The sequence below is a fragment of the Pseudooceanicola aestuarii genome, assembly GCF_010614805.1.
Lineage (GTDB): Bacteria > Pseudomonadota > Alphaproteobacteria > Rhodobacterales > Rhodobacteraceae > Pseudooceanicola > Pseudooceanicola aestuarii.
Genome location: NZ_JAAFZC010000001.1, coordinates 1,503,980 through 1,530,493, shown reverse-complemented (window position 1 = coordinate 1,530,493; position 26,514 = coordinate 1,503,980). Strand labels below are relative to the sequence as shown.

The 26,514-nt window shown below is 65.3% G+C and carries 23 protein-coding genes; 5 read left to right on the top strand and 18 right to left on the bottom strand.

Going from position 1 to position 26,514, the window contains the following annotated elements:
* The first annotated feature begins 10 nt into the window (after window positions 1–10).
* The gene (locus G5A46_RS07195) at window positions 11–1,732 is read left to right on the top strand and encodes a histidine kinase dimerization/phosphoacceptor domain -containing protein (protein WP_163848642.1); all 1,722 of its coding nucleotides are present in this window, start codon (window positions 11–13) and stop codon (window positions 1,730–1,732) included.
* 55 nt (window positions 1,733–1,787) lie between these two features.
* On the opposite strand, the gene hemF is transcribed toward G5A46_RS07195, so the two are convergent.
* From hemF to clpS, 4 genes are read right to left on the bottom strand one after another with little or no spacing between them, the layout of a single operon-like run.
* Window positions 1,788–2,687: an oxygen-dependent coproporphyrinogen oxidase gene (hemF, locus tag G5A46_RS07190; RefSeq protein ID WP_204318704.1), complete on the bottom strand. Its 900-nt coding sequence runs from the start codon at window positions 2,685–2,687 to the stop codon at window positions 1,788–1,790.
* Between the two features lie 59 nt (window positions 2,688–2,746).
* Complete coding sequence (locus G5A46_RS07185; RefSeq protein WP_163848640.1) at window positions 2,747–3,547, bottom strand: SDR family NAD(P)-dependent oxidoreductase; 801 nt, start codon at window positions 3,545–3,547, stop codon at window positions 2,747–2,749.
* A gap of 52 nt (window positions 3,548–3,599) precedes the next feature.
* Window positions 3,600–4,595 (bottom strand): class I SAM-dependent methyltransferase, encoded by a 996-nt coding sequence (locus G5A46_RS07180; RefSeq protein WP_163848638.1) that lies wholly within the window; start codon window positions 4,593–4,595, stop codon window positions 3,600–3,602.
* 9 nt (window positions 4,596–4,604) lie between these two features.
* Window positions 4,605–4,946, bottom strand: a complete 342-nt coding sequence (clpS, locus tag G5A46_RS07175) for an ATP-dependent Clp protease adapter ClpS (RefSeq protein WP_163849924.1) — start codon at window positions 4,944–4,946, stop codon at window positions 4,605–4,607.
* A gap of 107 nt (window positions 4,947–5,053) precedes the next feature.
* On the opposite strand from clpS, the gene G5A46_RS07170 reads away from it, so the two are divergent.
* Window positions 5,054–5,755: an HAD family hydrolase gene (locus G5A46_RS07170; protein WP_163848636.1), complete on the top strand. Its 702-nt coding sequence runs from the start codon at window positions 5,054–5,056 to the stop codon at window positions 5,753–5,755.
* Window positions 5,756–6,120: 365 nt separating this feature from the next.
* Entirely contained in the window at window positions 6,121–7,515 is a 1,395-nt protein-coding gene (locus G5A46_RS07165) for a D-alanyl-D-alanine carboxypeptidase family protein (protein ID WP_420821351.1), read from the top strand.
* Window positions 7,516–7,652: 137 nt separating this feature from the next.
* Here the strand turns inward: G5A46_RS07165 and ccoS are convergent, their stop codons facing one another.
* The 9 genes from ccoS to ccoN all read right to left on the bottom strand — a co-directional run bounded on the left by ccoS (window position 7,653) and on the right by ccoN (window position 17,091).
* A complete protein-coding gene (gene ccoS, locus G5A46_RS07160; protein WP_163848632.1) occupies window positions 7,653–7,811 on the bottom strand; it encodes a cbb3-type cytochrome oxidase assembly protein CcoS in 159 nt (52 codons plus the stop codon).
* 6 nt (window positions 7,812–7,817) lie between these two features.
* Entirely contained in the window at window positions 7,818–10,013 is a 2,196-nt protein-coding gene (locus G5A46_RS07155) for a heavy metal translocating P-type ATPase (RefSeq protein ID WP_163848631.1), read from the bottom strand.
* On the bottom strand, window positions 10,013–10,507 hold the full coding sequence (locus G5A46_RS07150) for a FixH family protein (protein ID WP_163848629.1): 495 nt from the start codon (window positions 10,505–10,507) through the stop codon (window positions 10,013–10,015). The genes G5A46_RS07155 and G5A46_RS07150 overlap by 1 nt, the downstream gene beginning before the upstream one ends.
* The gene (locus G5A46_RS07145) at window positions 10,507–12,060 is read right to left on the bottom strand and encodes an RdxA/RdxB/FixG family protein (RefSeq protein WP_163848627.1); all 1,554 of its coding nucleotides are present in this window, start codon (window positions 12,058–12,060) and stop codon (window positions 10,507–10,509) included. The genes G5A46_RS07150 and G5A46_RS07145 overlap by 1 nt, the downstream gene beginning before the upstream one ends.
* A gap of 86 nt (window positions 12,061–12,146) precedes the next feature.
* The gene (locus tag G5A46_RS07140) at window positions 12,147–13,049 is read right to left on the bottom strand and encodes a LysR family transcriptional regulator (RefSeq protein WP_163848625.1); all 903 of its coding nucleotides are present in this window, start codon (window positions 13,047–13,049) and stop codon (window positions 12,147–12,149) included.
* A gap of 557 nt (window positions 13,050–13,606) precedes the next feature.
* Complete coding sequence (ccoP, locus tag G5A46_RS07135; RefSeq protein ID WP_163848623.1) at window positions 13,607–14,467, bottom strand: cytochrome-c oxidase, cbb3-type subunit III; 861 nt, start codon at window positions 14,465–14,467, stop codon at window positions 13,607–13,609.
* A complete protein-coding gene (locus tag G5A46_RS07130) occupies window positions 14,457–14,663 on the bottom strand; it encodes a cbb3-type cytochrome c oxidase subunit 3 (protein ID WP_163848621.1) in 207 nt (68 codons plus the stop codon). The genes ccoP and G5A46_RS07130 overlap by 11 nt, the downstream gene beginning before the upstream one ends.
* A gap of 10 nt (window positions 14,664–14,673) precedes the next feature.
* The gene (gene ccoO / locus G5A46_RS07125; RefSeq protein WP_163849923.1) at window positions 14,674–15,444 is read right to left on the bottom strand and encodes a cytochrome-c oxidase, cbb3-type subunit II; all 771 of its coding nucleotides are present in this window, start codon (window positions 15,442–15,444) and stop codon (window positions 14,674–14,676) included.
* Window positions 15,445–15,480: 36 nt separating this feature from the next.
* Window positions 15,481–17,091 carry a cytochrome-c oxidase, cbb3-type subunit I gene (gene ccoN, locus G5A46_RS07120; RefSeq protein WP_163848620.1) on the bottom strand — a complete coding sequence of 537 codons (1,611 nt, stop codon included), beginning with the start codon at window positions 17,089–17,091 and terminating at the stop codon, window positions 15,481–15,483.
* 202 nt (window positions 17,092–17,293) lie between these two features.
* On the opposite strand from ccoN, the gene G5A46_RS07115 reads away from it, so the two are divergent.
* Complete coding sequence (locus G5A46_RS07115) at window positions 17,294–18,133, top strand: universal stress protein (RefSeq protein WP_163848618.1); 840 nt, start codon at window positions 17,294–17,296, stop codon at window positions 18,131–18,133.
* A gap of 139 nt (window positions 18,134–18,272) precedes the next feature.
* Here the strand turns inward: G5A46_RS07115 and fnrL are convergent, their stop codons facing one another.
* Window positions 18,273–19,055 carry a transcriptional regulator FnrL gene (gene fnrL, locus G5A46_RS07110; protein ID WP_163848616.1) on the bottom strand — a complete coding sequence of 261 codons (783 nt, stop codon included), beginning with the start codon at window positions 19,053–19,055 and terminating at the stop codon, window positions 18,273–18,275.
* Between the two features lie 73 nt (window positions 19,056–19,128).
* Between fnrL and G5A46_RS07105 the strand changes: the two genes are divergently transcribed.
* On the top strand, window positions 19,129–20,484 hold the full coding sequence (locus G5A46_RS07105; protein ID WP_338050026.1) for a radical SAM protein: 1,356 nt from the start codon (window positions 19,129–19,131) through the stop codon (window positions 20,482–20,484).
* Window positions 20,485–20,538: 54 nt separating this feature from the next.
* Here G5A46_RS07105 and G5A46_RS07100 read toward each other — a convergent pair whose 3' ends face one another.
* Genes G5A46_RS07100 through G5A46_RS07085 form a run of 4 tightly spaced genes read right to left on the bottom strand, consistent with a single transcriptional unit; the run spans window position 20,539 to window position 26,367 of the window.
* A complete protein-coding gene (locus tag G5A46_RS07100; RefSeq protein WP_163848612.1) occupies window positions 20,539–22,122 on the bottom strand; it encodes an ABC transporter ATP-binding protein in 1,584 nt (527 codons plus the stop codon).
* Entirely contained in the window at window positions 22,119–23,279 is a 1,161-nt protein-coding gene (locus G5A46_RS07095; protein ID WP_420821362.1) for an ABC transporter permease, read from the bottom strand. Before G5A46_RS07095 ends, G5A46_RS07100 begins: the two co-directional genes overlap by 4 nt.
* Before the next feature lie 55 nt (window positions 23,280–23,334).
* A complete protein-coding gene (locus G5A46_RS07090; RefSeq protein WP_163848610.1) occupies window positions 23,335–24,417 on the bottom strand; it encodes a microcin C ABC transporter permease YejB in 1,083 nt (360 codons plus the stop codon).
* 9 nt (window positions 24,418–24,426) lie between these two features.
* A complete protein-coding gene (locus G5A46_RS07085; protein ID WP_420821350.1) occupies window positions 24,427–26,367 on the bottom strand; it encodes an extracellular solute-binding protein in 1,941 nt (646 codons plus the stop codon).
* Window positions 26,368–26,514 lie beyond the last annotated feature (147 nt).

Genomic DNA, 26,514 nt, shown 5'->3' with positions numbered 1-26,514 from the left:
CGAATAAAAAGTGCGAATCGGTGTGCTGGACCGGCTCGGGACGCGGGTCGTGGCGATGCTCACGGTGGCGTTGCTGCCCGTGGGGTTGATCGCGATCATGCAAACCCGCAGCGTGGTCACCCAGGCGGATGAACTTGCCCGCACGGCCCTTGTCGGCGTGACCCGCGCCCTGATGGAGCCGCAGGGCGACCTGACCCACGAAGGGTTCGCCGCCGCCCGCGTCCTGGCCGGGGCCCTCGTGCCCATGCTCGATGACCTTGAGGGGTGTTCGGCGCTGATGTCGGGCTTTGTGCGGGCACATCCGAATTTCACCATCGCCACCTTTGTCGATGCCGAGGGGCAATCCAGCTGCAATTCACGCAACCAGGTCGTGGATCTGTCCAACTCCGTGACCTACCAGACGATGCGCGACCGTCCCGCCCCGCGCATCGCCCGCATCGACACCGGCCGGCTTTCGGGGAGTACCGTGATCCTGATCTCGCAACCGGTGTTCGACGCGAACGAGCTGATCGGCCACGTCAGCCTGTCCCTGCCCACCGAAAACGTGCGCTTCGACATCGATACGGAGACAGAGCAGAAGCCGCTGGAAATGGTGCTGATCAATTCCCAGGGCGAGACGCTGATGACCGCCAGCCCGAACCCGGAGGCCAGCGATTTCCTGCCCGCCTATCGTGACCTGTCCACCTATCACTACCGCCGCGCCACCGCCTTTGCCGCCGATGACCGCGCGGGTGATGAACGACTTTATACCATCGTGCCGCTGATCCCCGGCATCGTCTTTGGCGTCGTGGTCTGGGATCTGCGCGACGTCCATGCCGAAACCGGCCTGATGAACCGCTCTGCCCTCGCCTTTCCGGTTCTGATGTGGGCGATCAGCCTGATCGTCTCCTATTTCGCGGTGCACCGGCTGGTCATCCGCTATGTCCGCATTCTGCGGGACAAGATGCGCTATTTCGGACGCGAGGGCGAACTGCTCGAAGCCGGCACCACCACGCTGCGCGGGATGCCCTCGGAGCTGCGCCAGATGGAGGAGACGTTCAACCACATGGTCGAGCGGATCACGCGCGACACGGCCGAGCTGGAAAACAACCTGCATGAAAAGAACGTGCTGCTGAAGGAAGTCCACCACCGAGTGAAGAACAATCTCCAGCTGATCGCCTCCATCATGAACATGGAGATGCGCAAGGCCTCCGCCCAGGAGACAAAGCTGACGCTGCGCCGCGTGCAGGACCGCATTCTGGGCTTGGCGACAGTGCATTCGAATCTCTACCAGACCTCTCGGCTGTCCAGCCTGCGCGCCGATGCGTTGCTGGAGGATATCGTGAACCATACGCTGCGCGGCTCTGTCGGGTTGGACGATGCCGCCGATGTCCATGTCACTCTGGAGGAGGCCGTTCTGGCCCCCGACCAGGCCGTGCCGCTGTCCCTTCTGGCGACGGAGGCCGCGACCAACGCGGCGAAATACCTGGGTCAACCGGAAACCGGCAAGCCCTGGATCCGCGTCGAACTGCTGCGCGACGGGCCCCGGCGGTTCGTGTTCTCCATCGCCAATTCCAAGGGCACGCGCCTTCAAAAGGATTGGGACCGGGAAGAATCCGGCCTCGGGTCGCAATTGATCCTGGCCTTCGCCTCCCAACTTGCCACCACGCCCGAGGTGACGGAGGACGAGGAGACCTACACCATGCGGATCGCCGTCTCGATCCCCGGCTCGGCCGAGAACGACAACCCCTGACGCTGACCGCCCCCCCGCGCCGCAAGACGGTGGCGTCGGGCGGGGCAGTGCCGGATCAGGCCCACTTGGCCAGGGGCGGCAGGCTCATCAATACGGCATCGGGATCATGGCCGGTCTCCAGCCCGAATTTCGTCCCCCGGTCATAGACCAGGTTGTATTCCGCATAGAGCCCGCGATGAATCAGCTGGGCCTCCTTCTCCGCAGAACCGAATTCCTGCGCGCGCCGGGCCTCCACCAGGGGCAGGTAGGCCGGAAGAAAAGCCGCGCCGACGTCGCGGATGAAGGCAAAGTCCCGCACCCAGTCGCCGCTGCAATGGTCATCCAGGAAAATCCCGCCGACGCCACGCGCACGTTTGCGATGCGGGATATAGAAATACTCGTCCGCCCAGGCCTTGAACCGGGGATAGAATTCCGCGTCGTGACGGTCGCAATGGGTTTTCTGCACGGCATGGAAATGGGCCGTGTCCTCGGGATATTCGATACAAGGGTTCAGGTCGGACCCGCCACCGAACCACCAGCCATGCGGGGTCCAGAACATCCGGGTGTTCATGTGCACCGCCGGTGCATGGGGGTTCTGCATATGCGCCACCAGTGAAATTCCCGAGGCCCAGAACCGCGGATCCTCCGCCATGCCGGGCAACCCCTTGCGCGCCGCCATCGCCGCCTGTGCCCGATCGCCCAGTACTCCGTGAACGGTGGAGATGTTCACGCCGACCTTCTCGAACACCCGGCCGCCGCGCATCACGCTCATCAGCCCGCCGCCGGCATCCGCGCCATCCTCCGAGGCGCGCCGCGTCGGCGTGACCTCGAACCGGCCCGGCGCCTTCTCTGACAGGGGGCCGGTGGTGTGGCTGTCCTCCAACCCTTCGAACGCGGTGACGATGCGGTCACGCAATTCCCGGAACCATGCGCTGGCCTCGGCCTTTTCGGCATCCATAACACTTGCATCGCTCATCGTGCCGCCCTCTTCGCTGTTCTGACAATGCGCCTGCGCCCGCAGCGCGGCTGCGCCCCTCAATGCGCGGGGGCCGCCACCGGGTCCAGCAGGGTGCGTCCGCCATCCACCGTCACGATCTGCCCGGTCATGAAGGACGAAGCATCGCAGGCCAGGTATTGCACCGCTTCCGCCAGCTCCCCCGGTGCCGCGATCCGCTGTAGCGGGGTGTGATCCTCGATATCTTCGCGGTAGTCACGATTATCCTTCAGCGCCGATTTCAGGCTGGCCGACATCACCGACCCGAAGGCCACGGCATTCACGCGGATCCGGTGCGGCGCCAGCGCCACGGCCAGCGACCGGGTCATCTGGTCCAGCGCGGCGGTGGAAATCGAATAGGCCAGCAGGTCAGGATGCGTGCGCCGCGCCGCGATGGAGGACAGGTTGACGATGGCACCGGCACTGCCGCTTTCCTGGCCCTCCGATTGCTTGATCATCCGCTTGGCGACGATCTGGCTCATCCGCAGGGCGGTCAGCAGGTTCTGCCGCAACAATTGCTCCACCGCGTCGTCATCGGGGTTCAGCGGGTCCGAAACCTCGACCTGACGCGACCCGTTGACCAGGATATCCACCTTGTCGAAGGCGTCGATCGTGGCGGAGAGCAGATTCACCTGTGCCAGCTTTTCCCGCAGGTCACCGGCGAAATAGCGGATGTTGTCCTCTTCCCGCGTCTCGCCCAGTTCCCGGACCAGCTGGTCCTCGTCCATGTCGGCAAAGACGACATTGGCCCCCTTGTCGGCGAACAGCTTTCCGATGGCCAGCCCGATACCGTTGGCGGCCCCCGTGACGATGGCGGTCTTGCCCGCGATGGAGAATGACATGGCGTCCCCTTATGCCGGATCGGCGCCAAGGCCGATCTTTCGCGATGTTCCGTCAGCCGCGTTTGCGGCCCGCAGAACGACGCGGTCGCGCGGCCTCGAACAATTTGAATTTCCCGTCTCCGCCGAGTTCAGACCACTCGCCGAACACCTCGTCCAGAGTCTTTTCGTACCCCAGATGGCGGTTCGCCACCATGAAAAGCCGCCCCGAGGGCGACAGGCAAGCCGCCGCTGACCGGATGAAGGCACGGCCCAGCTCGGGATCGGCGGATCGTGCGGTGTGAAACGGCGGATTCATGATCACCAGGTCGGCGCCACGTTCGGGCCGCCACTGGCGCGCATCGGCCCAGTGAAAGGCGACGCGCGGGTCGGGCAGGTTGATCCGGGCGGCCTCCACGGCGGCGTGATCGGATTCCACCAGATCGACATGGGTGATCTTCTCCTGCGCCAGCAGGCGATGCGTCAGGTATCCCCAGCCGCCCCCCAGATCAACGGCGCGCCCCTTCAGCCCCTCGGGCAGCGCATCCCCCAGCAGCGCGGAGGCAGGATCGATCCCATCCGCGGAAAAGACCCCAGGCGCGGTGACGAACCCGCCCGCGACCTGCTGGCGGTCGGGCGCGGCCCAATCGGCGAAAACACCGGGCGCCGCGTCGAACCAGAACAGCTTGCCATGGGCCTTGTTGATCGGCCCTTCGACCGGCACCCGCTTGCGGCATTCGCGCAGCAGGGCGTCGGCGCCGTCTTCCTTCTGGCCATCGACGATCACCGGCCCGCCCGACAGCGCGGCGGCCTGGGCGATCAGGGCGCGGGCCTCCGCCTTGGCGCGGGGCAGGCAGACCACGATCGCGGCGAAATCGCCCTGCGCCGTGACGGCGACATCCATGCCGCGCCGCTGCAATTGATCATGCACCGGGGCATCCCCGGTCACGATGGTGACATCCGCGGGCAGAGCCGACAGGTCGGCATCGGCGCGCGGCGCAAACAGGCCGATGCGGCCGTCGGGCAGGATCAGCCCGCCCTCAAGGGCAAGGCGAAGACGTTGGGACACCATGGCCCGCGCCTATTCCTTTTCCATGGTACATTGCAACGGATGCTGATGGCGGCGGGCGAAATCCATCACCTGCGCCACCTTCGTCTCCGCGATCTCGTGACTGAAGACCCCGACCACGGCGACGCCCTTCTTGTGCACGGTCAACATGATCTCGAACGCCTGCGCGTGGGTCATGCCGAAGAATTGTTCCAGCACCGCGACGACGAATTCCATCGGCGTGTAATCGTCGTTCAGCAACAGCACCTTGTAGAGCGGCGGCCGTTTCGTGCGCGGCTTGGTGTCGACAACGACAGAGGTGTCGTCATCGTCGTCCGTGGGGCCGGACAGGATCAGGGGCCGCAGATTCGTCATCGCGTTCACGCTCGTTGCATCAGTCACAGGGTTTTCCGTTGTCGGGCCTTCTATATAACGTCCGCGTCCTTCGGGAAAAGAGGCAGCTCGGGCGAGGCAGCAAAGATATGGCACAAAAGATCACCACAATCGGCTTCGATGCCGATGATACGCTGTGGCACAATGAACGGTTCTTCCGCCTGACGCAGCACCGATTCGCTGCGCTGCTTGCCGATTATACCGACCGCGCCACCCTGGAGGCCCGCCTGCTGGCGGCAGAGCGTCGCAACCTGGGGCAGTACGGTTTCGGGATCAAAGGGTTTGTCCTTTCGATGATCGAAACCGCGTTGGATGTGACCGGCGACCGGGTGCCCGGCCCGGTGATCCGCGACCTGATCGCCGCCGGCCAGGAGATGCTGCGCCACCCCATCGACCTGCTGCCCGCCGCGCGGCTGGCCGTGGAAACACTCGCCCGCGACCGGCGCGTGTTGTTGATCACCAAGGGCGACCTTCTGGACCAGGAACGCAAGCTGGCGCAATCGGGCCTGGGCGATCTGTTTCACGGGGTGGAGATCGTCTCTGACAAGACAGCTTCGCGCTATGCGGCGATCTTCGACCGGCACGGCGACGGCGCCGCGCGCGGGCTGATGGTCGGGAATTCGATGAAATCAGACGTGTTGCCGATGATTTCGGCGGGGGGCTGGGGGGTTTTCGTGCCCCATGGCGTTGCGTGGGAAATCGAACACGCGGACCCGCCAGGTGATTCCCCTCGCTACCGCGAGATCGCCGATCTGGGGGCATTGCCGCCTCTGGTTGCAGCCATCGGGTAGGGATGCCGAATTTTGCAAATGCGGTGTTACAGCCTGACATGACGCCCAAATTGTGCCGTTTTTGCCGATATAGTATGCACAGAGGTCAACGAAACCACATCTCGCGGATGTATACACCGATCAGAAATACCCGCTCTGAATGAGTGCTTTGCCGCCTTGGCGACCATGTGTTACATCTGAGTTAATCAATAATACGGCCAGTCGATAAAAAAGCGGCGGCCAGAGGCAGATAAAAGGTGAGAGACGTGATACGACGGCGCCGGGAAGCGCTGTACGGCAGGCTTTCCAAATTCCTGACAGTTTGTTTGTGTGTATGTCTGGTTTTCGCGCAAGAGGCGAAATCGGCTGAATATGCAGCTATGGTAATGGATGCGAGATCCGGGGAGGTGCTGCATTCACGCAATGCGGACAAACGCCTTCATCCCGCTTCGCTGACCAAGATGATGACACTCTACATCGCCTTCGAGGCGGTGCGGAACGGAGAAATTTCCCTGGACACAGAGGTCACGGTGTCGCGCAACGCGGCGTCCGAGGAACCGTCCAAGCTGGGCCTCAAGACCGGCCAGAAGATCAAGCTGCGCTACCTGATCCGCGCGGCGGCGATCAAATCAGCCAATGACGCGGCCACCGCCATCGGGGAGGCGATCTCGGGTTCCGAGGCGGCCTTTGCCAAGCGGATGACCCGCACGGCCAAGGCCCTGGGCATGAACAACACGACGTTCCGCAACGCCCACGGGCTGACCGCGTCCGGGCACCTGTCCACCGCCCGCGACATGACCAACCTGGGCCGGCACCTGCTGTTCGATTACAACGAGTATTACCACCTTTTCGGACGCACGCAGATCAATGTGCCGGGCCGGACTCTCTACAACACGAACCGCCGCCTGCTGGGCAATTACAAGGGCGCCGACGGGATCAAGACGGGCTATACCCGTGCCGCCGGGTTCAACCTTGTCGCCTCGGCCGAGAAGGGCAACGAACGGATCATCGCCACGATCTTCGGTGGCCGGTCCTCGGCCTCACGCAATGCCAAAATGGCCGAGCTGCTGGACCTCGGGTTCAAACGCTCGCCCAACATGGTGGCCACCGTCGCGCCCCAACGCCCCGCCTACCTGGGCAAGGTCGCCGGCGTGACCCGCAGCTCCGGCAAGACGATCCGCCTGATGACCGCCGTCACCCGCAGCCTGCGCCCCAATGCGCGGCCCGTCAGCCACCCGGTCGTGCTGGCCGCCATTGCACAGCAGGTGGCACAGCATCCTGCACCGGACCTGCCACCACAGGTCGCGGAGGCGATTGTGACCCCGCCCGAGACACTGCCGGCCGCCACCGTGACCGCGCAGACCGCGCCCACCCCCGGCGACACGCAGGCGCAGGCAGCGGCGGTGCAAGTGGCGCTGGCCTCTGCCGACGTGACGCCGGTGGCCCGGCCCTCTACCCTTATGGATCAGTTCCCCACCGCCCTGCCGGCCGAGGAACAGCCCCCCGTGCGAGAGGTCGTCACCCGGATCTCCACCTCTGGCGGGCGGCATTGGGGGATCAACGTCGGGCGCTATACTTCGCAGGACCGCGCTCAGCGGGTGTTGCTGAAAACCGCCCTGAACGAGATCGAGACGCTGGATGGCGCCCTGCGCAAGGTGTCACGCAAACCCACGGGGTTCGATGCCAATTTCATGGGCCTGTCGCGCGAAATGGCGGATCTTGCCTGCCGCAGATTGCAGGCGCGCAACCAGACTTGCTTCATGATCGGGCCGGGCACCTGATCGACCGCCCCGCCGGGTCGATGCGGCAAAGGGGCGAACAGATCGACCATCCGGTTCCCTCCCGGTGACGCCGTCAGAACTCCTCTGGCGGCGTCACTGTTTCAGCGCATTGTAACACCCGCCCGAAGCCCTTCGGTTCAGGGTTTCGGATGGGCATCCCATTGGTCGGACAGCACGCGTTGGGAATCGCCGTCCGGATCGTCATATTGGTTGCTGCGCACAGTGTAGACAAAGGCCACGAGGCCAACGCCACCGAGCAGCAGGGAAACGGGTATCAGCCAGACCAGAACGTCCATGGCACGTCACCTCAGTCGCAAGGCATTCAGGGACACCGTGACGGAGCTGGCCGACATGGCCAGCGCCGCGATCAGCGGGGTGGCCAGGCCAGCCACCGCCAAAGGCACGGCGACGAGGTTGTAGACCGTCGCAATGCGGAAATTCTCACGAATGCGGATCGTCGCGCGAGTGGCGGTGATCAATGCCTTCGGAATGGGCGCCAGGTCGCCGCCCAACAGCACCACATCGGCAGCCACCCGCGCAGCATCCAGCGCCGTGGCCGGCGAGATCGAGGCATGAGCGGACCTTAGCGCAGCCGTGTCGTTCAATCCGTCCCCCACCATCAGCACCCGCGCCCCCGCCGCTTGCAACGCGGTGATTCGCGCGGCCTTCTCCTCGGGCAGGGCGGCGGCCTGCCAATCGGTGATCCCCAGTTCGGCGGCGAGGGCCTGGACCACGGGCACGCGGTCGCCCGACAACAGGATCACCCGCTTGCCCGCCGCTTGCAGATCCGTCACGGCCTGCGCCGCGCCCCGGCGCAAACGGTCTGTGAACTGCAGGGCCAAGGGCACGCCCTGCCCCGGTTGAAACCAGGTCGCGGTCAGATGTGTCTCACCCTCCGCCACGTCCGGTCCTGCCCATCCGGCACGGCCCAGGCGCAGGCGCTGGCCCTGCCATTGGCCTTCGGTGCCGTGGCCGGGGATTTCCCGCAGGTCGGCCACCGCGGCGGGGATTACCCCGCATCCCCGCAACGCCGCGGCCAGCGATTGCGCCAGCGGGTGGGCGGATGCTTCTGCCAGTGCAAGGACCAGCGGGCGCTGCTCCGGCCGCAGGACGGACAGGTCGCAGGGCTGTGGCGCGCCTTCGGTCAGGGTGCCGGTCTTGTCGAAGACCACGGTATCGACCTGGGCCAGCCGCTCCAGCGCGGTTTCATGTTTCACCAACAGCCCACGCCGGAACAATCGGCCCGAGGCCGCCGTCGTCACCGCCGGCACCGCCAACCCCAGGGCGCAGGGGCAGGTGATGATCAGCACGGCGGCGGCGATGTTCAGCGCCACACGCAAGTCGCCTGTGCCCAGGTACCAGCCCGCGAAGGCCAGCGCCGACAGGACGTGCACACCCGGCGCATAAAGTTTCGCCGCGCGGTCGGCCAGGGGCGTATATTGCGCCCGCCCGCTTTCGGCGATGGCGACCAGATCGGCCATCCGGTGCAGCGCCGTGTCCGCCCCCACGGCGGTGGCCCGGACCACCAGCGGCCCGGTCAGGTTGACCTCTCCCGCGCTGACCTCCTGCCCCGGCGCGGCGGGCACCGGCAGCGTTTCGCCCGTCAGGAGAGAGCGGTCTATCTCCGACGCGCCTTCGGCGATCACCCCGTCCACCGGCATCCGCGCGCCCGGACGAACACGCAGAAGATCACCGGGCACCAGGTCACCCACGGGCACGGTTTCTTCCACGCCGTCCCGCAGGCGCAGGGCGCGGGGCACTTCCAGCGCGGCCAGTTCCTCGGCCGCGGACCGGGCGATGGCCCGTGTCCGGTGATCCAGGTAGCGCCCGGCCAACAGGAAGAAGGTCAACGTCAGCGCCGCGTCGAAATAGGCATGCGCCCCGCTCAGCGCCGTTTCCCAGAGGGAGGTGCCCAGGGCCAGCAGGATCGCCAGCACGATCGGCACATCCATGTTCAGCCGCCGTACCGACAGCGCCGCCCAGGCATTGGCAAAGAACGGCCGCGCGGCAAAGGCGATGGCCGGCAGGGTGATCGCCGCGCTGATCCAATGGAACAGGTCGCGCGTGGCGTCGGTCGCCCCGGACCAGACCGCCACGGACAACAGCATCACGTTCATGGAGGCAAAGCCCGCCACCGCCAACCGCATCAGCAGATCGCGCCCGGCGCGGTCGGTGCGGGTGGCGGCGATGGTCCCCTCGTCCAGCTCCTGCGCCTCGAACCCGGCGGCGGCCAGGGCGGCGATCAGCCGCTCGGCCCCCGCCTCCCCCTTTACCTGTACGCGTTTCAGCGACAGGTTCACCCGCGCCTCCGTCACCTCGGGCAGGGCGTTCAGCGTGGTTTCCACCGTGTCGATACAGGCCGCGCAATGGATCGTCGGCAGGGACAGGGTGATCCGCGCATCCCGCAGCGCGGCCTGCGCCACCTGCTGCGCCGAGGGGGCGGCGGCGCAGGCCGGGCAGGCAGAGATCGGCGCTGAGGGGGCCATCAGCGCGCCCATCACACGCCCCGCCGCACATGCAGGATGACGCGCTGACGGAACTCCGTCCCGTCCTCCGCCACCGCCAGCATCCGCAGGTTCCAATTGCCCGGCCCAAGGTCCAGCGGCGCGACGTAGCGCGCGCCGTCAAACGCCAACACCGGGGTCACGTCCTGCGCCACATGGGTCGCGCGCCCCACCACCGCCTGCAAATCTCGCACCCGCACCGGCGCGCCGGCGGTATCGGTGATCGACAGATGCACCATTCCGTCCTGCCAATCGGCAAGAATGGTCCAGCCCAGGGCCTCCTGCGCGGCGCGGCGTCGATCGAACTCCTGACTGGCGACGTAGGAATTCTTGACCTCCAACCCGGGGAAGGTCCGCACCGCCTGCGTCGCCATCACCAGATTCACCGTGATGATCACGCCAAAAGCCGCGACGAATCCGGTCCCGACATGCCAGCCGCGCAGGCGAAACCCGCCACCGCGATTGCCCGTCTCCTGCACCTTGTCCATCAGTTTGCCTTTCCGTTGAAGATCGTGTCGCGGCTGGCGCGGTCGCCGTTCAGGACGTCCTCGATCCAGAACCGGATCTGTGCCACCTCTGCCTCGGCCGGGGGGCTGCCCGGCGGCGCGATCACGTAGACCCGCGCCAGCTGCGCGCTGTCTGCGGGCACGGTGACCCGCGCACCGGCCACGCCTTCGACCTGAAGGGCCAGCGCCGGGTCTCCGCCGACATGCAGCGTGAAGGCGCGGGTCTCGCCGTGCTTGTTGCGCAGACGGATGTCGTAGGTGTTTCGGATCGAACCGTCGGACAGGGTGACAAAGGTCGGATTGCGCACCGGCGCGACGGTCATGTCGATATCGGGCCGGATGAACAGCGCAAAGACCAGCGCCACCCCCACCAGCGCCCAGAGCGCGGTATAAAGCAGGGTACGGGGCCGCAGCACATGCTGGCGGACGGGACGCGGTGCGGCGCCCTCGCGTTCGGCACGCTCGTCGGTCAGCGCCATGTAGCCGATCAGCCCGCGCGGCTGACCGATCCGGTCCATCACATCGTCGCAGGCGTCGATGCACAGCGCGCAGGTGATGCAGGCCAACTGTTGCCCGTCGCGGATATCGATGCCCATCGGGCAGACGTTCACGCAGGCGTTGCAATCGATGCAATCGCCCGGCATGCCCGGCTGCGACGCTACCGGCCCGCCCACGCCCGAGGGCATGCCCGGCATCGGCACGAAAGGCGCGGCGCCCCCGGCGCGGTCGCCGGCCGCACGGGCCTGGGCCTCGGCCTGCTCGGCCAGGGCGCGGCGCCGCTTGCCCTTGCCGCGCGGCTCCCCCCGCCATTCGCGATAGGCGACGGTGATCGTGTCCTCGTCCATCATCGCCGCCTGGATACGCGGCCAGGGGCAGGCATAGATGCAGATCTGTTCCCGCGCGAACCCGCCGAACACGAAGGTGGTCAGGGTCAGCACCGCCATGGTGGAATAGGCCACCGGATGCGCCTGCAAGGTCACCAGATCGCGCAGCAGCGTCGGCGCATCCGCGAAGTAGAAGACCCAAGCCCCGCCGGTGGCCAGACCGATCAGCAGCCAGGCGGCCCATTTCGTCAGCCGCAGCCGGGCCTTGCGCAGATCCCATCCCTTCTGCCGGTGCAGACGCAGACGGGCGTTCCGGTCGCCTTCGATCCAGCGTTCGACCAGGATGAACAGGTCGGTCCACACCGTCTGCGGGCAGGCATAGCCGCACCAGACCCGGCCCAGCGCCGAGGTGAACAGGAACAGCCCCAGCCCCGCCATCACCAGCAACCCGGCCACGAAGTAGAATTCATGCGGCCAAATTTCGATCCAGAAGAAGAAGAACCGCCGCCCGGCCATGTCCACCAACACCGCCTGGTCCGGCAGGTTCGGTCCCCGGTCCCACCGGATCCAGGGGGTCAGGTAATAGATCCCCAGCGTCACCGCCATGATCAGCCATTTCAGGCTGCGGAACCGACCGGAGACGCGGCGGGGAAAGATCGGCTCGCGCGGGGCATAGAGATTGCGGGGCGTGTCGGGAGTGGCAGAGGACATGGGAGGCCAGCCTGTGGTCGCGGAAGTTGGCCCCTTCCTCTCAGCCGCGCGACGCGCCGGCCTTGACCTGTGTCAAGCCGGAGGCCTCAGTTGCATCCCTGCGACATCTTTTCCACCGCGCCGACCTGGCCGCGCATCCAGCGCAGGAACGCCCGCACCAGAGGGCGCTGCGAACCGGGGCGGTGGACAAGGAAATAGCCCTTCTTGCGGGTATCCTCGAACAGCAGGCGCAGGCGGCCGGCAGCGATGTCCGGTTCGGCGAAGGCGCGGGCCATGACGGCCACACCCTGGCCGTTGCGCGCCGCGTCCAACACCATGTTGCCTGGCAGGGAGGTCACGCCCTGCCGCAATTCCAGCGTGGCGCCATGGGCCTGCATGAATTCCGTCGCCTCCGAGGTGCCGAGTTCCTGCAACCAGTGATAGGCGGTCAGGTCATCGGGCGTCACCGGCCCACCATGCCCTACCAGTTCAGGCGCGCCGATGATGGCAATGGGGGTCAGCAGCAGCAGATCGGCCGCCAGACCGGGCCAATCGCCGTTGCCATAGCGCACCGCCGCGTCAAAGGCGCCGGGCCCGACGTCCCGCAATTCGGGCGACGGGTCGATCATCAGCGACACGCCGGGATGGCGGCGCCGGAAATCCGCCATGCGCGGCATCAGGAAGGACGAGGCAAACGCCGGTGTGGTGGAGATCGTCAACGGCCGCATCGCGTCCTGTCCGGTCAGCCGTTCGGTGACCTCGATCACGCCGGCCAGCCCGTCCAGCACTGCATCGGCCAAAGCGCGACCATCCAGGGTCAGGTCCAGCTGCCGCCCGCCGCGCCGCACCAGCGCCAGGCCCAGATGCGCCTCCAGCTGCTTGATCTGCTGGCTGATCGCGGCATGAGAGACGTTCAGCCGGGCACCGGCCTCCACGGTCGAGCCGGTCTCCGCCAGGGCGGCCAGGGCGCGCAGCGCTGTCAGCGGAGGCAGGCGGGTCCAATCTATCATGTAAGGCAGGCTAACATGTGCGGATCATTCCTGAATAGGGACTTCACCCGCGTTGAGCTATTCAATTGTCATGGTTCAGATCGAAAGGAAGGACCCATGTTCAATGTATTCGCAAGAACGTTCCTGACTGCCAGCCGCAACGATGGTTGGCGCAAGCCGGACGCCAGCCAGACGGTGCGGAAATGATCGACCCCATCGTTTTTCATCCCGAGGCCGTGCAGCCGCGCTGCCGTCTCCTGCGGCGGCAACCCCGCCCACGGGTCCGGCCAAGGCGCGGATGGCACCCGCCAAGCTGGTGGTAGCGCAGGCCGCGCCGCCACCGTGACAGATTGCGCTCCCCGCGCAAACTTGCGCCCCCGTCCGATCCGGCCGGGGGCGCCTTTTTTGGTGCTGAAATCACTTCGGGAACAATGCGCTGCAAACGGGTCGCCCGGCCTGCGAACATCGGGGGGCCTGCGATTGTCGGGGGGATGGCACCGGCCGCCGCGGGAAACGCGTGAACAGGTCGGGCGGCCGGTACCGGCCCCGCCCTTCGGGGCGGGGAGATCTGGCAGGGGTTATTCGCCCCCGCCCAATTGGTGCACATAGGCGGCAACGGCCCGCAATTGCGACTCGCTCAGCCGGGCGGACCAGGCGGGCATGACGCCAAAGCGCGCATTGCTGACCGTTTCGTGCAGGGCGTCGTACTCGCCTCCATACAGCCAGATCGCATCCGTCAGGTCCGGCGCGCCCTGATCCCGATCGCCGGTCCCTGCATCGCCGTGGCACGCCGCGCAATTGTCGGCGAAGACAGTGGCGCCCAGTTCCAGCACGCTGGCATCGCGCGGCGTGCCGGACAGCGCCATGACATGGTTGACCACGGCGTCGATCTCGGCGTTCTCCAGCAGTTCGTCCCGGCCAAAGGCAGGCATCTCGGAATAGCGCGTATCGGGATCCTCGTCGGTGCGGATGCCGTGGCTGATGGTGGCATGGATCGCCGCCATGTCACCGCCCCACAGCCAGTCGTCGTCCAGCAGGTTGGGATATCCCACAGCCCCCGCCGCGCCAGAGCCGTGGCATTGCGCGCACCAGGTCTTGAACACTGCGCCACCTGCGGAAACGGCATAGGCGTTCAACGCAGGATCCTGTGCGATCAGCTCCAGCGGAGTTTCGGCCAGCGCCTGATTGATGCCGGAATTGGCCAGGTCGACAGCGGCAATGTCCTGCGCCACTTCGGCGCGGGTGGAATAGCCCAGCAGCCCGGGCGTCGCGCCTCGGATCAGCGGCCAGGCGGGAAAGGCGATGGTATAAAGCACCGCCCAGACGATGGTGGCGTATAGCGTCCACAGCCACCAGCGCGGCAGGGGGGTGTTCAGCTCTTCGATGCCATCCCATTCATGGCCGGTCGTGCCGTGCCGGTCCTTCAGATCATCGCTCATCTCGGGCCTCCTTGTCGGCGCGGGCCGGCGCGGTGGCGGGCCGGGTTTCGTTGCGAAACGGAATCGCGGCCGTGTCGGCATAGGTGCGGCGGCTGCCGGGGCGAAAGACCCAGGCGATCACCCCCGCGAAGAACAGGAACAGCGCCAGCAATGCCCAGCTGTCCGCGAATTCACGCATAAGGGAATAGGTGTCCATGACGGTCTCCTTAACGGCTGGCGTCGGGCGTGAAGGTCGAGAAATCGACCAACGTGCCCAGCATCTGAAGATAGGCGATCAGGGCGTCGGCCTCGGAAATGCCGGGGCGTCCGTCGAAATTGCGCACCTGCACCGCATCGCCGTAGCGGTCGATCAGCCCGTCCCAATCGCTTTCGGGATCGGCCTGGTCGCGGAAATCGGCCTGGGCGCTGGCGATCATCTCGTCCGTGTAGGGCACCCCGACAAAGCGATGGGTGCGCAGCAGGTCGGCGACATGCTCCCCCTCCACCAGCGTGTTTTCGAGAAAGCCGTATTTGGGCATCACCGATTCCGGCACCACCGATTGCGGATCGCGCAGGTGATCGACATGCCATTCGTCGGAATAGCGCCCCCCCACCCGGGCCAGATCCGGCCCGGTGCGTTTCGACCCCCATTGGAACGGGTGGTCGTATTTCGATTCCGCCGCCAGGGAGTAATGGCCATAGCGCTCCACCTCGTCGCGCATCGGGCGGATCATCTGGCTGTGACAGACGTAGCAGCCTTCGCGCACGTAGATGTCGCGGCCCGTCAGTTCCAGCGGGGTATAGGGGCGCACACCCTCCACGTCCTCGATCGTGTTTTCCAGGTAGAACAGCGGCGCGATCTCGACGATGCCGCCGATGGTCACCACCAGGAAGGAAAAGACCAGCAGCAGCGTGGCGTTCTTTTCCAGGATGGCGTGCCGGTCCAGGAAGGAGCGGCGCTTTGGCCGCTCCCCCGTTCCGGTGGCCGAGGCGGGCATCGGTGCCTTGGTGTTGTCAGCCATGATCGTATCTCCTTAGGCCGCCGGGACCAGCCCGTGGGCGTCCTGCTGTGCCGGTTGGCGTTTCACGGTGAGGTAGAGGTTGACGCACATGATGATCGCCCCGGCGAGGTACATGACCCCCCCCAATCCACGCACCACGTACATCGGGAACTTGGCGGCGACGGTGTCGGCAAAGGAGTTCACCAGGAACCCGTTGGCGTCCACCTCGCGCCACATCAGGCCCTCCATGATGCCGGTCACCCACATCGCGGCGGCGTAGAGAACGATGCCGATCGTGGCGAGCCAGAAGTGCCAGTTCACCATCGGCAGGGAATAGACCTCCCGCCGGTTCCACAGCTTGGGCACCAGGAAATAAAGCGCGCCAAAGGTGATCATCCCGTTCCAGCCCAAGGCGCCGGAATGCACGTGCCCGATGGTCCAGTCCGTGTAATGCGACAGGGAGTTCACCGCCCGGATCGACATCATCGGCCCTTCGAAGGTGGACATGCCGTAGAAACCGATGGCAATCACCATCATGCGGATCACGGGGTCGGTGCGCAGCTTGTCCCAGGCGCCCGACAGGGTCATCAACCCGTTGATCATGCCGCCCCAGCTGGGCATCCACAGCACGATGGAAAACACCATCCCCAGGGTCGAGGCCCAGTCCGGCAGGGCGGTGTAATGCAGGTGGTGCGGCCCGGCCCAGATGTACAGGAAGATCAGCGCCCAGAAGTGGATGATCGACAGCTTGTAGCTGTAGACCGGCCGCTCGGCGCGCTTGGGGACGAAGTAATACATCATCCCCAGAAACCCGGCGGTCAGGAAGAAGCCGACGGCGTTGTGCCCGTACCACCATTGCGTCATGGCGTCCTGCACGCCGGCGAAGACCTGCACCGACTTGCTGCCCCAGATGCTGACCGGGATCGACAGATTGTTGATCACATGCAGCATCGCCACCGTGACGATGAAACTGAGGTAGAACCAGTTGGCGACGTAGATATGCGGCTCTCTCCGCTTGATGATCGTGCCCAGGAACACCGCCAGATAGGCCAGCCAGACTATGGTAAGCCACAGGTCCACGTACCATTCCGGTTCGGCGTATTCCTTGGATTGCGTCGCGCCCAGCAGGTAGCCGCTGGCGGCCAGCACGATGAACAGCTGGTAGCCCCAGAAGACGAACCAGGCCAGGTTCCCGCCCCAAAGCCGCGCGGCAGAGGTCCGCTGTACCACGTAGAAAGACGTGGCGATCAGCGCGTTGCCCCCAAAGGCGAAGATCACCGCCGAGGTATGCAGGGGCCGCAGCCGGCCGAAATTGGCGAAGCCTTGCGCCCAGTCGAAATTCAACATTGGAAAGGCCAGTTGAAAGGCGATCACGGTCCCCACCAGGAACCCGACCACCCCCCAGAAACAGGTGGCAACCACGCCATAGCGGATCACCCCGTCCATGTAGCGGCCCGAGGGGTCGGCGGCCGGGGTCTCTGCCTCTTCGCCCGTGGATCTGAGCACCCAAAGGAACATCCCCGCCGCGATCACCATGATCGTCAGGGCATTCACCTCGTAGGCCAGGTCGCGCGCATACCCGGCCGCGATCGCGCTGAACAGCGTGATCAGGCCCAGCACGACCAGCTTGATTGCGTTTGTCATCTGCATGTCCCTTCCGTCCGTCCGGCGCGGGCGGGTCTGCCGCGGCCGCAATTCTTGACGGAACGGGTATCTCCCGGTGCGGGGCGGCCTGCGTTGATTCAGGTCAACGGATCGGTGCGAATTTGTTGATGTGGATCAAGGTCGGGCGGGGGTGACACCCTATGCTGGTCGGCGGGAACGCGTGTTTTCGGAGACCGGACACATGCAATACAAGACCATTCAGACCTTTCTGACCGACGCCGACACCCTGCCGGATCTTCTCGCCCGGTCCGAACAGCTGGCCGAGAGGTTCGATGCCCATCTGGACGCGATCTGCCTGGGCGTGGACCGGACGCAGACGGGCTATTACTACGCCGAGGGCAGTGCCCTGCTGGTGCAGGAATCGCTGACCCGCGCCGAGCTCGAAGCCCAGGCGCTGGAACGGCAGGCGCGCAAGATCCTGACGTCCTCCGCCGCCCGTTGGGCCCTCCCGACGGAGGTGGCGCAGATGATCGACCTGGGCCGCCATGTCACCGCCCATGCGGGCTTTGCCGACCTGGTGGTGCTGCCGCGCCCCTATGGCGACGGCCGCGGGATCGAGCTGGAGCCCCTGCTGGAGGCGGCATTGTTCGACGGCCGCGCGCCGATCCTGGTGCTGCCCGACAGCGGCGCCTGCGCCCCCCGGCCCGAGACCATCGTGCTGGCCTGGAACGAAAGCCCCCAGGCCATGGCCGCCGCCCGCGCCGCGCTGCCGTTCCTGCGCGCCGCCAAGACGGTGCATGTCCTGGTAATCGACCCGCCGACCCACGGTCCGGGCCGGTCCGACCCCGGCGGGATGCTGGCGAACTGGCTGGCCCGCCATGGCGCCCGGCCGCGCGTCCAGGTGCAGGCCCGAACCCTGCCCCGGATCAGCGACGTGATTCTGCGCCATGCCGAAGAGGTCGGCGCCGGAATGGTGGTGATGGGCGCCTATGGCCATTCCCGGTTTCGGGAGGCGATTCTCGGCGGGGCGACCCGCGAGATGCTGCAAAAGGCGGCGCTGCCGGTACTGATGGCCCATTGAAATCGGCGCAAGGGGCGGAATTCGGGCGACTTGAGGTCAATTACAGCCAGCCAAACCGGTTTCGGCGGCGATTTCTGCCCCCCGGCAGGCGAAATTTTTCACGCGGCGGGGGCCGAAATGCGGCCTGCAAGTGCGCCGATCAACTTGTAGTTGCGCCTCGCCGCGACCAAGCGGCCCCTGCGCCCACGGTTCCGTCATCTCCGGATTCGGCGATCAGCCGGGCGAAATCGGGAACGGTGACGTGGCGCTTGCCTTCCAGGATGATCACCCCGTCCTTCTTCAACGCCGAGATCTGGCGGCTGACCGTCTCCAGCGTCAGACCCAGGTAATCGGCCATCGCCTCGCGGGTCAGAGGCAGGTCGAACACCAGGCCGCCCGGCTTCGGCATGACGCCCAGATCGGAACTGCGGCGCCCGATGATGGCCAGCAGGCTGGCGATCTTCTCCCGCGCCGTCTTGCGGCCCAGGACCAGCATCCACTCGCGCGCGGCATCCAGTTCATCCAGCGTCATCTGCAAAAGCCGCTGTGCAACATGGGGCGTACGCTCCATCATTTCCTCGAACGGTTTCTTGCGGAAACAGCACATTACCAGGTCAGTGGTGGCCACGACATCATAGGCCGCGCCTTGTCGCCCGGGTCGGCCGACGAAATCCGACGGCAGCAGCAGACCCACCATCTGGGTGCGCCCGTCTTCCATCCCCTGGGTCAGGGTCGCGATCCCCGAGACGACGGAACCGACGAAATCCATGCGATCCCCGGACCAGACCACGGTCTGACCGGCCTGGAAGGAGCGGTAGTATTTCATCTCCTCCAGCCGATCCAGCTCGTCCCCGTCGCAGCGCGCGCAGACGGCTCGATGGCGGATCGGACATTCCGAACAATTCTGATGCCGGGCGGGGGCGGCGACGCTTTGTTGAAACATGTCTTGCAACCTCCAGTTGTTAACTTAATTTTATTGCAATGCCGTCATTGCGAAATATACATACAGGATGCGTATGACTCAACTCACCCGGCCCGGAATGTACGACGCGCTGCGGCCCCGGTACATCACTTACCCGACAGAGTCACAGTTCTCCGGCGCGGTGTCCGCTGTGAACCATGCGGACTGGATCGGCACCATTCCCGAGGCGGCGCGGATCTCCGCGAAGGTCAGCTTTCCCTTTTGTCGGAGGTTGTGCTGGTTCTGCACGTCACCCGCACAGGCAGCCAGGACAGAGGCACCGTTGATCGCTTACCTGTCTAACATCTCTGCCGAACTGACGCTGCTGTCCCGGCATCTTCCCAGCGGCGTGAAATTGTCGCGCCTGCATTGGGGCGGCGGCACCCCTTCCCTGATGGGCCCCGAAATGATCGCCGGCCTGGCCCGCGCCATCACCGCCGTCCTTCCGCTGGAAGATGACGCCGAATTCACGGTCGAGATCGACCCGAACGAGATCGACCCCCCCCGGATGCGCGCATTGCGGGCCGCCGGCATGACCCGCGCCATCATCGGCGTGCAGGATTTCGACCCCGAGATCCAGGCCTGCATCGGCCGTGCCCAAAGCTACGAGGTCACGCGGGAAGCCATCCAACTGGTGCGTGAACACGGCATTTCCCGCATCGATGCAGAGATCCTCTATGGCTTGCCGCATCAAAGTCGGGTGCGCATCACCGACAGCATGCAAAAGCTGCTGCTTCTGGCGCCAGACCGCGTGACCCTGACGCAATATGTCCACGCCCCCGGCCTGTCGCCCCGGCAGAACATGATCCCCACCAGTGCCCTGCCCAGCCCCGCCGAGCGGCTGGACCTGTTTGAAACCGCCCGAAAACTGCTTAGCTGGGACAGCTATCACCCCATCGGTATCGACCAGTTCGCCCTGCGTTCCGACCCGCTGACACAGGCCGCGGCGGAGGGCCGCCTGCGGCGTGGCATGCACGGCTATACCGACGATCCCGTGGCGGTGGCGATCGGGCTGGGCGCCGCGGGAATTTCGCGGTTTCCGCAGGGGTATACCCAGAACAGCGGCACGACCGCCGAATACACGCGGGCGCTGCGCGTCGGGCAGTTTGCCACCGTCCGGGGCCATGCCCACGGCAGGAACGACGCGCTGCGCGGCCACATGATAGAACGGCTATTGTGTGATTTCGCCATCGACAGCCAGGAGCTGATCACCCGGTTCGGCATCTCGCCCAAGGCGCTGTCTCCGCTGCTGCAAAGCGTGGCCGCGCAGTTCGACGGGCAGTCCTGGGTGTCCGACACGGGCCTGACCCTGCCCGTTGCGGCCCGACCACTGGCGCTGCATGTCGCGCAGATGCTGGACCAATACACAAATCTTGCCTTGGCCGCGCCAAGGCGCAACGCGGCCAACTGAGGCCCGACAACCCCATCAGCCACCCCAGGCCGCCAACCGCCCCGTCCTGACCCGTCAACCGCCCTGGGCGGCCTTCAGCAGGGTGCGGGTGTACTCCTGTTGCGGTGCCTCGAAGATCTCCGCCGCCGCTCCGGCCTCGACCACGTCGCCCTGCTTCATCACCATGACGCGATGCGACATGGCGCGCACCACCGACAGGTCGTGGCTGATGAACAGGTAGGCCAGCTGGTATTTCTGCTGCAAGTCGCGCAGCAGGTCGACGATCTGCACCTGCACCGTCATGTCCAGTGCCGATGTCGGTTCATCCAGCACCACCAGTCGCGGCCGCAGGATCATGGCGCGGGCGATGGCGATCCGCTGCCGCTGGCCACCCGAGAATTCATGCGGGTAGCGGTCCATCGCCGCCGGTGTCAGCCCGACTTCCTCCATGACCTCGGCGACCAGCTCCCGCCGGGGACGGTCGCCGCCGATCTTGTGCACGCTCAACCCCTCGGCGATGATCTGTTCGCAGGTCATCCGCGGCGACAGTGACCCGAACGGATCCTGAAACACGATCTGCATGTCCGACCGCAGCCGTCGCAGCGCCCGGGTGGAGGCGCCGCGCAGATCCTGGCCATCGAAGTGCAACGCCCCCTCCGACGGGATCAGCCGCATCGCCGCCAGCGCCAGCGTGGTCTTGCCCGATCCGCTTTCACCGACAACGCCCAGGGTCTCCCCCGCGCGGATGGCAAAGCTGGCGTCGTTCACCGCCTTCACATGCCCGGTGGTGCGTTTCAGAAGGCCCGACTGGATCGGAAACCAGATGCGCATCGACCGGGCCGTCAGAACCTCCGGCGCGGTGTCGGCTACGGCGGGCGGAGTGCCGATGGCGCGGGCCGAAAGCAGGTCGCGGGTATAGGGGTGCTGCGGATCGGCAAAGAGCGTCTCCGTCGGGCCTTCCTCGACGATTTCGCCATTCTTCATCACGCAGACACGGTCCGCGATGCGGCGCACGATGCCCAGATCATGGGTGATGAACAGCATCCCCATCCCGGCGCGGGCCTTCACCTCGGCCAGCAAGTCCAGAATCTGCGCCTGAATTGTGACGTCCAGCGCGGTGGTGGGTTCATCCGCGATCAGCAATGCGGGATCATTGGCCAGCGCCATGGCGATCATCACCCGCTGACGCTGCCCCCCGGACAGCTGGTGCGGATAGGAGGTCAGCCGGGCCTCCGGGTCACGGATGCCAACCTGGTGCAACAGCTCCAGCATCCGGGCGCGCGCAGCTTCGCCCGCCAGACCCTGGTGCAGGGCCAGGCTTTCGCCGATCTGTTTTTCCAGCGTGTGCAACGGGTTCAGCGATGTCATCGGCTCCTGAAAGATGAAGCTGACATCGTTGCCGCGCACCTTGCGCAGCAGCTTCTGCGGAGCGCCGACCATTTCCTGCCCGTCGAACTCCACACTGCCTGACACCTCGGCCGCGTCACCCAGCAGGGACACGGTAGACAGCGCCGTCACCGATTTTCCCGACCCGGATTCACCAACCAGCGCCACCGTCTCCCCCTTGGCCACAGAGAAGGAGACGCCGCGCACGGCCTCTGTCCGCTGGCCGTCCTGGCGAAAGGCGACCCGCAGGTCGGTCACGTTCAGAAGGCTCATTGAAACGTCTTCCTCGGGTCGAAGGCGTCGCGCACACCCTCGAAGATGAACACCAGCAGGGACAGCATGATCGCGAAGACGAAGAAGGCGGTGAACCCCAGCCACGGCGCCTGAAGGTTCTGTTTCGCCTGCAACGTCAGCTCCCCCAGAGACGGCGAAGAGGACGGCAGCCCGAAGCCCAGGAAATCCAGCCCCGCAAGGGTGGAAATCGTGCCTGTCACGATGAACGGCAGCATGGTCAGCGTGGCGACCATCGCGTTGGGCAGCATGTGGCGGAACATGATGGTCATGTTGCCCACGCCCAGTGCCTTGGCCGCGCGGACATATTCCAGATTGCGGGCGCGCAGGAACTCTGCCCGCACCACGCCCACCAGCGCGGTCCAGGAGAACAGCGCCGTCAGCAGCACCAGCAGCCAGAAGCTTCGGCCCAAAATCGCGAAGAGGATGATGATGATGTAAAGCGACGGTGTGGATTGCCAGATCTCGATCAGGCGCTGGAAGATCAGATCCAGCCAGCCGCCGAAGAACCCCTGCAACGCCCCCGCCACGATCCCCACGACGGAGGCAAAGGTGGTCACGATCAGCGTGAACAGGATCGACAGGCGGAACCCGTAGATCACCCGCGCCAGCACGTCGCGTTTGGTGTCGTCCGTGCCCAGCAGGTTCTGCCCGTTGGGCGGCAGCGGCGCGGCACCGGGACGATCCACCGGGGTGTCGTAGGAATAGGGGATCGGCGGCCAAAGGGCCCAACCGGTCACGATCTCCTCCCCCGCGACGGTCCCGTCCTCGGCATCCGCGATGATGCCTTCGGGATCGTCGAAACAGCTGTCCAACCCACCAGACACGATCAGGCACTGCACCTCGGGATCGCGGTACACCGCCTCTGTCTGGAAATCGCCGCCGAATGCCGTTTCGGGATAGAACTTGAACGAGGGCAGGAAATACTCGCCCCGATAATTCACCAGGATCGGCTTGTCGTTGGCGATGAACTCGGCAAACAGCGACAGGCCGAACAGAACCGAAAAGATCACCAGCGACCAGAACGCCCGGCGATTGCGGCGAAAGTTGCGCCAGCGGCGCTGGTTCAGCGGCGACAGCCAGCCGCGCCGGGGCGGGGGCACATCGGCCACCGGGGCGGGCGCCATCTGGCCGGGCATCCGGGCGCCGGTCATGTCGGGGAGGCTGTCATCGGGGCGGGGATCCTTCATGCGCTCAGCCCTCCCGCTTTTCGAAGTCGATGCGCGGATCCACAAAGACATACATCAGGTCCGACAGGATCCCGACAACCAGCGACATCAACCCGAAGATGAACAGCGTGCCGAAGATCACCGGGTAATCGCGCGCCACCGCCGCCTCGAACGACAGGCGGCCCAACCCATCGAGGGAGAAGATCGTTTCGATAATCAGGGAGCCGGTGAAAAAGATGCCGATGAACACCGCCGGGAACCCGGCGATCACGATCAGCATGGCATTGCGGAAGATGTGACCATAGAGCACGCGCCCCTCGCTCAGGCCCTTGGCGCGGGCGGTCATGACGTAGTGTTTCTTGATCTCGTCGAGAAAGGAATTCTTCGTCAGCAGCGTCAGCGTCGCAAAGGCCGAGATGGTGGAGGCGATGATCGGCAGGGCGATGTGCCAGAAGTAATCCGCCACCTTCCCCGCCCAGCTCAGCTGATCGAAATTGTCCGAGGTCAGCCCTCGCAGCGGGAAGATCTGCCAATAGCTGCCACCTGCGAACAGAACCAGCAGCAGGATTGCAAAGAGAAATCCGGGGATCGCGTAGGCCACGATGATCAGGCCCGAGGTCCAGGTGTCGAAGCTGGAGCCGTCGCGCACCGCCTTGCGGATACCCAGCGGGATCGACACCAGATAGGCGATCAGCGTCGACCAAAGCCCCAGCGAGACGGAGACCGGCAGCTTTTCCAGCACCAGGTCGATGACCGAGATGGAGCGGAAGTAGCTTTCTCCGAAATCCAGCCGCACGTAGTTCCACAACATGTTGAGGAACCGTTCCAACGGCGGCTTGTCGAAACCGAATTCCCGCTCAAGCTCGGCGATGAATTCGGGCGGCAACCCGCGCGACCCGGCATAGTCATTCGCCGGACCCAGCGTGTCGGCGGCATCGCCGGCCCCACCCGAAAACCCGCCAAAGACATCGCCCTGACCCTGCATCTCGGCGATGATCTGTTCGATCGGCCCGCCCGGCACGAATTGTACCAGAGCGAAGTTGATGATCATGATGCCCAGCAGGGTCGGGATGACCAGCAGCAGGCGGCGAAGAATGTAGGCTCCCATGCCGGTCGCTTACCTCAGAACGCCATTGGCCTTCAACGCGGCGGCCTTGTCTTCGTTGAACCACCAGAAATCCAGCTCCCCCAGGTCATAGGGGGGGATCTCCTCGGGATGTTCGTACATGTCGAAATAGGCGACCCAATGGCTGGCCTTGTACCAGGTGGGCACCATGATGAATTCATGCCGCAGCACCCGGTCCAGCACGCGCAACGATGCGTCCTGACTGTCCTGATCCCCGGTCTGGAGAGAAAGGTCGATCACCTCGTCCACCAGCGGGCTGGCCAGCCCGGCAGGGTTGAACAGGGAGAATTCCGCCTCCGACGATCCGTACATCTGGCGCAATCCGGTGCCGGTGCCCAGGAAGGCGCGGTAGCCGTTGTAGATCATGTCGTAATCGCGGTTGCGGTCGCGGTCGGTGTATTGCGCGGGATCGACCTTCTGGATCTCCGCCTGCACGCCGATCAATTTCAGATTCTGGGCAAAGCTCTCCAAAATCCCTTCCAGCGTCGCGGAGGAGGAGGAATTGATCGGAATTTCCAGCACCAGTTTCTCGCCGGCGGCGTTACGGCGAATACCATCGTCGCCCACGGCCCAGCCGGCGGCGTCCAGAAGCTTCATCGCGGCGCGCAGATTGCGACGGTCGTTCAGGCGGTCGGGGCTGCTGTCATGGGCGTTGATCGGGGCGGCGGTCAGAATCTCTTCCGGCACGTCGGAGGACAGCGATTGCAGCATCTCCAGCTCCGTCCCTTCCGGTGTGCCCCTGGCCTCCAGCTTGGTGCCCTGGAAATAGGAATGGCGCTGGTCGAACAGGCCGTATTGCAGCGATTGGTTGGTCCATTCGAAGTTGTAGGCCAGCGCGATGGCCTGCCGCACCCGACGATCCTGCAACGTTTCCCGGCCCAGGTTGAAGACAAACCCGGTGTTGTTGGGCGGCGCGCCGTCGGCCAGTTCCTCGGCGATGACGGCGCCGGATGTCACGGCCGGAAAGTTGTATTGTGTCGCCCATTGGCGGGAATTCGTTTCTTCGCGGAAGGTATATTCGCCAGCCTTGAATGCCTCGAACGCGGCGGTCTCGTCCGAGAAATATTCGACGCGGATCGTATCGAAATTGTGCCGGCCACGGTTCACCGGCAGGTCGGCGCCCCAGTAATCGGGATTGCGCTTGTAGACGATGTTGCGGTTCACGTCGTAGCTGTCCAGCATGTAGGGGCCGGACCCGGGAGAGACCTCCATCCGGCTTTCATCCAGCCGCGCGCCGGTTTCCTCGTACCATCTCTTGGACCAGATCGACAAAGCGCCCACCTGGTCGATCAGCGACCGGCGGGAGATGTCGTCGGCAAAGGTGAATTTCACCGTGTAGTCATCCAGCGCCTGGGCCCCGGTGACGCGCTTCTTCACCGCCTGCGCATAGGAGGGCAGGCCCTGGTCCAGGATCAGGTAATGGGAGAACACCACGTCATGCGCCGTCAGCGGCGTTCCGTCGGAGAACCGGGCGTCCTTGCGCATGTTGAAGATGACCCAGTTCTTGCCCTCGTCATATTCCAGGCTTTCGCAGAGCAGGCAGTACAGCGCGCCGTATTCGTCCGCCGGCGCATTCTCGTCCAGCAGCGATTCATACATCGACGATGACAGCGCCCCGGCCCGGCCCTTGCGGGAATACGGGTTCATCGAATCGAACGTGCCGCTGGCGTGAATGGAGATTTCACCACCCTTGGGCGCGTCCGGGTTCACGTAGTCGAAATGTTCGAAATCAGCGGGATATTTCAAGTCGCCGAAATAAGAATACCCGTGGCTCTTGATCACGGTTTCCGCGCCTTCGTCCTGCGCCAGCACCTGCGCCGCGCCGGTCAGCAGCATCAGCGTGCCGATCAGGGCACCGCCCAGTCGGGGCGACAGGCGCGGCATCAGGCTGCGGGCAAGGGAGGTCGGGCGGGAAACGGCCGTGTGGCGCATGATCTCGAAGGCTCCTGCTATGGCGTCGGTGATGGCAAAGCGCCGATCCACCTGTCGAGGTAAGCTAATTGAGCGGCTTCGCCACATTCAAGTTGAGAATGTGTGAGCAGCGCGTGATCGCCAGCCCAGCGCCGCGCCTGCCTCCAC

Bases quoted from the DNA above. Each gene is read 5' to 3' on its own strand.
- hemF (WP_204318704.1), bottom strand. From the start codon at position 2,687: ATGAGCGATGCAAGTGTTATGGATGCCGAAAAGGCCGAGGCCAGCGCA.
- G5A46_RS07185 (WP_163848640.1), bottom strand. From the start codon at position 3,547: ATGTCATTCTCCATCGCGGGCAAGACCGCCATCGTCACGGGGGCCGCC.
- G5A46_RS07180 (WP_163848638.1), bottom strand. From the start codon at position 4,595: ATGGTGTCCCAACGTCTTCGCCTTGCCCTTGAGGGCGGGCTGATCCTG.
- clpS (WP_163849924.1), bottom strand. From the start codon at position 4,946: ATGACGAATCTGCGGCCCCTGATCCTGTCCGGCCCCACGGACGACGAT.
- G5A46_RS07170 (WP_163848636.1), top strand. From the start codon at position 5,054: ATGGCACAAAAGATCACCACAATCGGCTTCGATGCCGATGATACGCTG.
- G5A46_RS07165 (WP_420821351.1), top strand. From the start codon at position 6,121: ATGGATGCGAGATCCGGGGAGGTGCTGCATTCACGCAATGCGGACAAA.
- ccoS (WP_163848632.1), bottom strand. From the start codon at position 7,811: ATGGACGTTCTGGTCTGGCTGATACCCGTTTCCCTGCTGCTCGGTGGC.
- G5A46_RS07155 (WP_163848631.1), bottom strand. From the start codon at position 10,013: ATGGGCGCGCTGATGGCCCCCTCAGCGCCGATCTCTGCCTGCCCGGCC.
- G5A46_RS07150 (WP_163848629.1), bottom strand. From the start codon at position 10,507: ATGGACAAGGTGCAGGAGACGGGCAATCGCGGTGGCGGGTTTCGCCTG.
- G5A46_RS07145 (WP_163848627.1), bottom strand. From the start codon at position 12,060: ATGTCCTCTGCCACTCCCGACACGCCCCGCAATCTCTATGCCCCGCGC.
- G5A46_RS07140 (WP_163848625.1), bottom strand. From the start codon at position 13,049: ATGATAGATTGGACCCGCCTGCCTCCGCTGACAGCGCTGCGCGCCCTG.
- ccoP (WP_163848623.1), bottom strand. From the start codon at position 14,467: ATGAGCGATGATCTGAAGGACCGGCACGGCACGACCGGCCATGAATGG.
- G5A46_RS07130 (WP_163848621.1), bottom strand. From the start codon at position 14,663: ATGGACACCTATTCCCTTATGCGTGAATTCGCGGACAGCTGGGCATTG.
- ccoO (WP_163849923.1), bottom strand. From the start codon at position 15,444: ATGCCCGCCTCGGCCACCGGAACGGGGGAGCGGCCAAAGCGCCGCTCC.
- ccoN (WP_163848620.1), bottom strand. From the start codon at position 17,091: ATGACAAACGCAATCAAGCTGGTCGTGCTGGGCCTGATCACGCTGTTC.
- G5A46_RS07115 (WP_163848618.1), top strand. From the start codon at position 17,294: ATGCAATACAAGACCATTCAGACCTTTCTGACCGACGCCGACACCCTG.
- fnrL (WP_163848616.1), bottom strand. From the start codon at position 19,055: ATGTTTCAACAAAGCGTCGCCGCCCCCGCCCGGCATCAGAATTGTTCG.
- G5A46_RS07105 (WP_338050026.1), top strand. From the start codon at position 19,129: ATGACTCAACTCACCCGGCCCGGAATGTACGACGCGCTGCGGCCCCGG.
- G5A46_RS07100 (WP_163848612.1), bottom strand. From the start codon at position 22,122: ATGAGCCTTCTGAACGTGACCGACCTGCGGGTCGCCTTTCGCCAGGAC.
- G5A46_RS07095 (WP_420821362.1), bottom strand. From the start codon at position 23,279: ATGCCCGGCCAGATGGCGCCCGCCCCGGTGGCCGATGTGCCCCCGCCC.
- G5A46_RS07090 (WP_163848610.1), bottom strand. From the start codon at position 24,417: ATGGGAGCCTACATTCTTCGCCGCCTGCTGCTGGTCATCCCGACCCTG.
- G5A46_RS07085 (WP_420821350.1), bottom strand. From the start codon at position 26,367: ATGCGCCACACGGCCGTTTCCCGCCCGACCTCCCTTGCCCGCAGCCTG.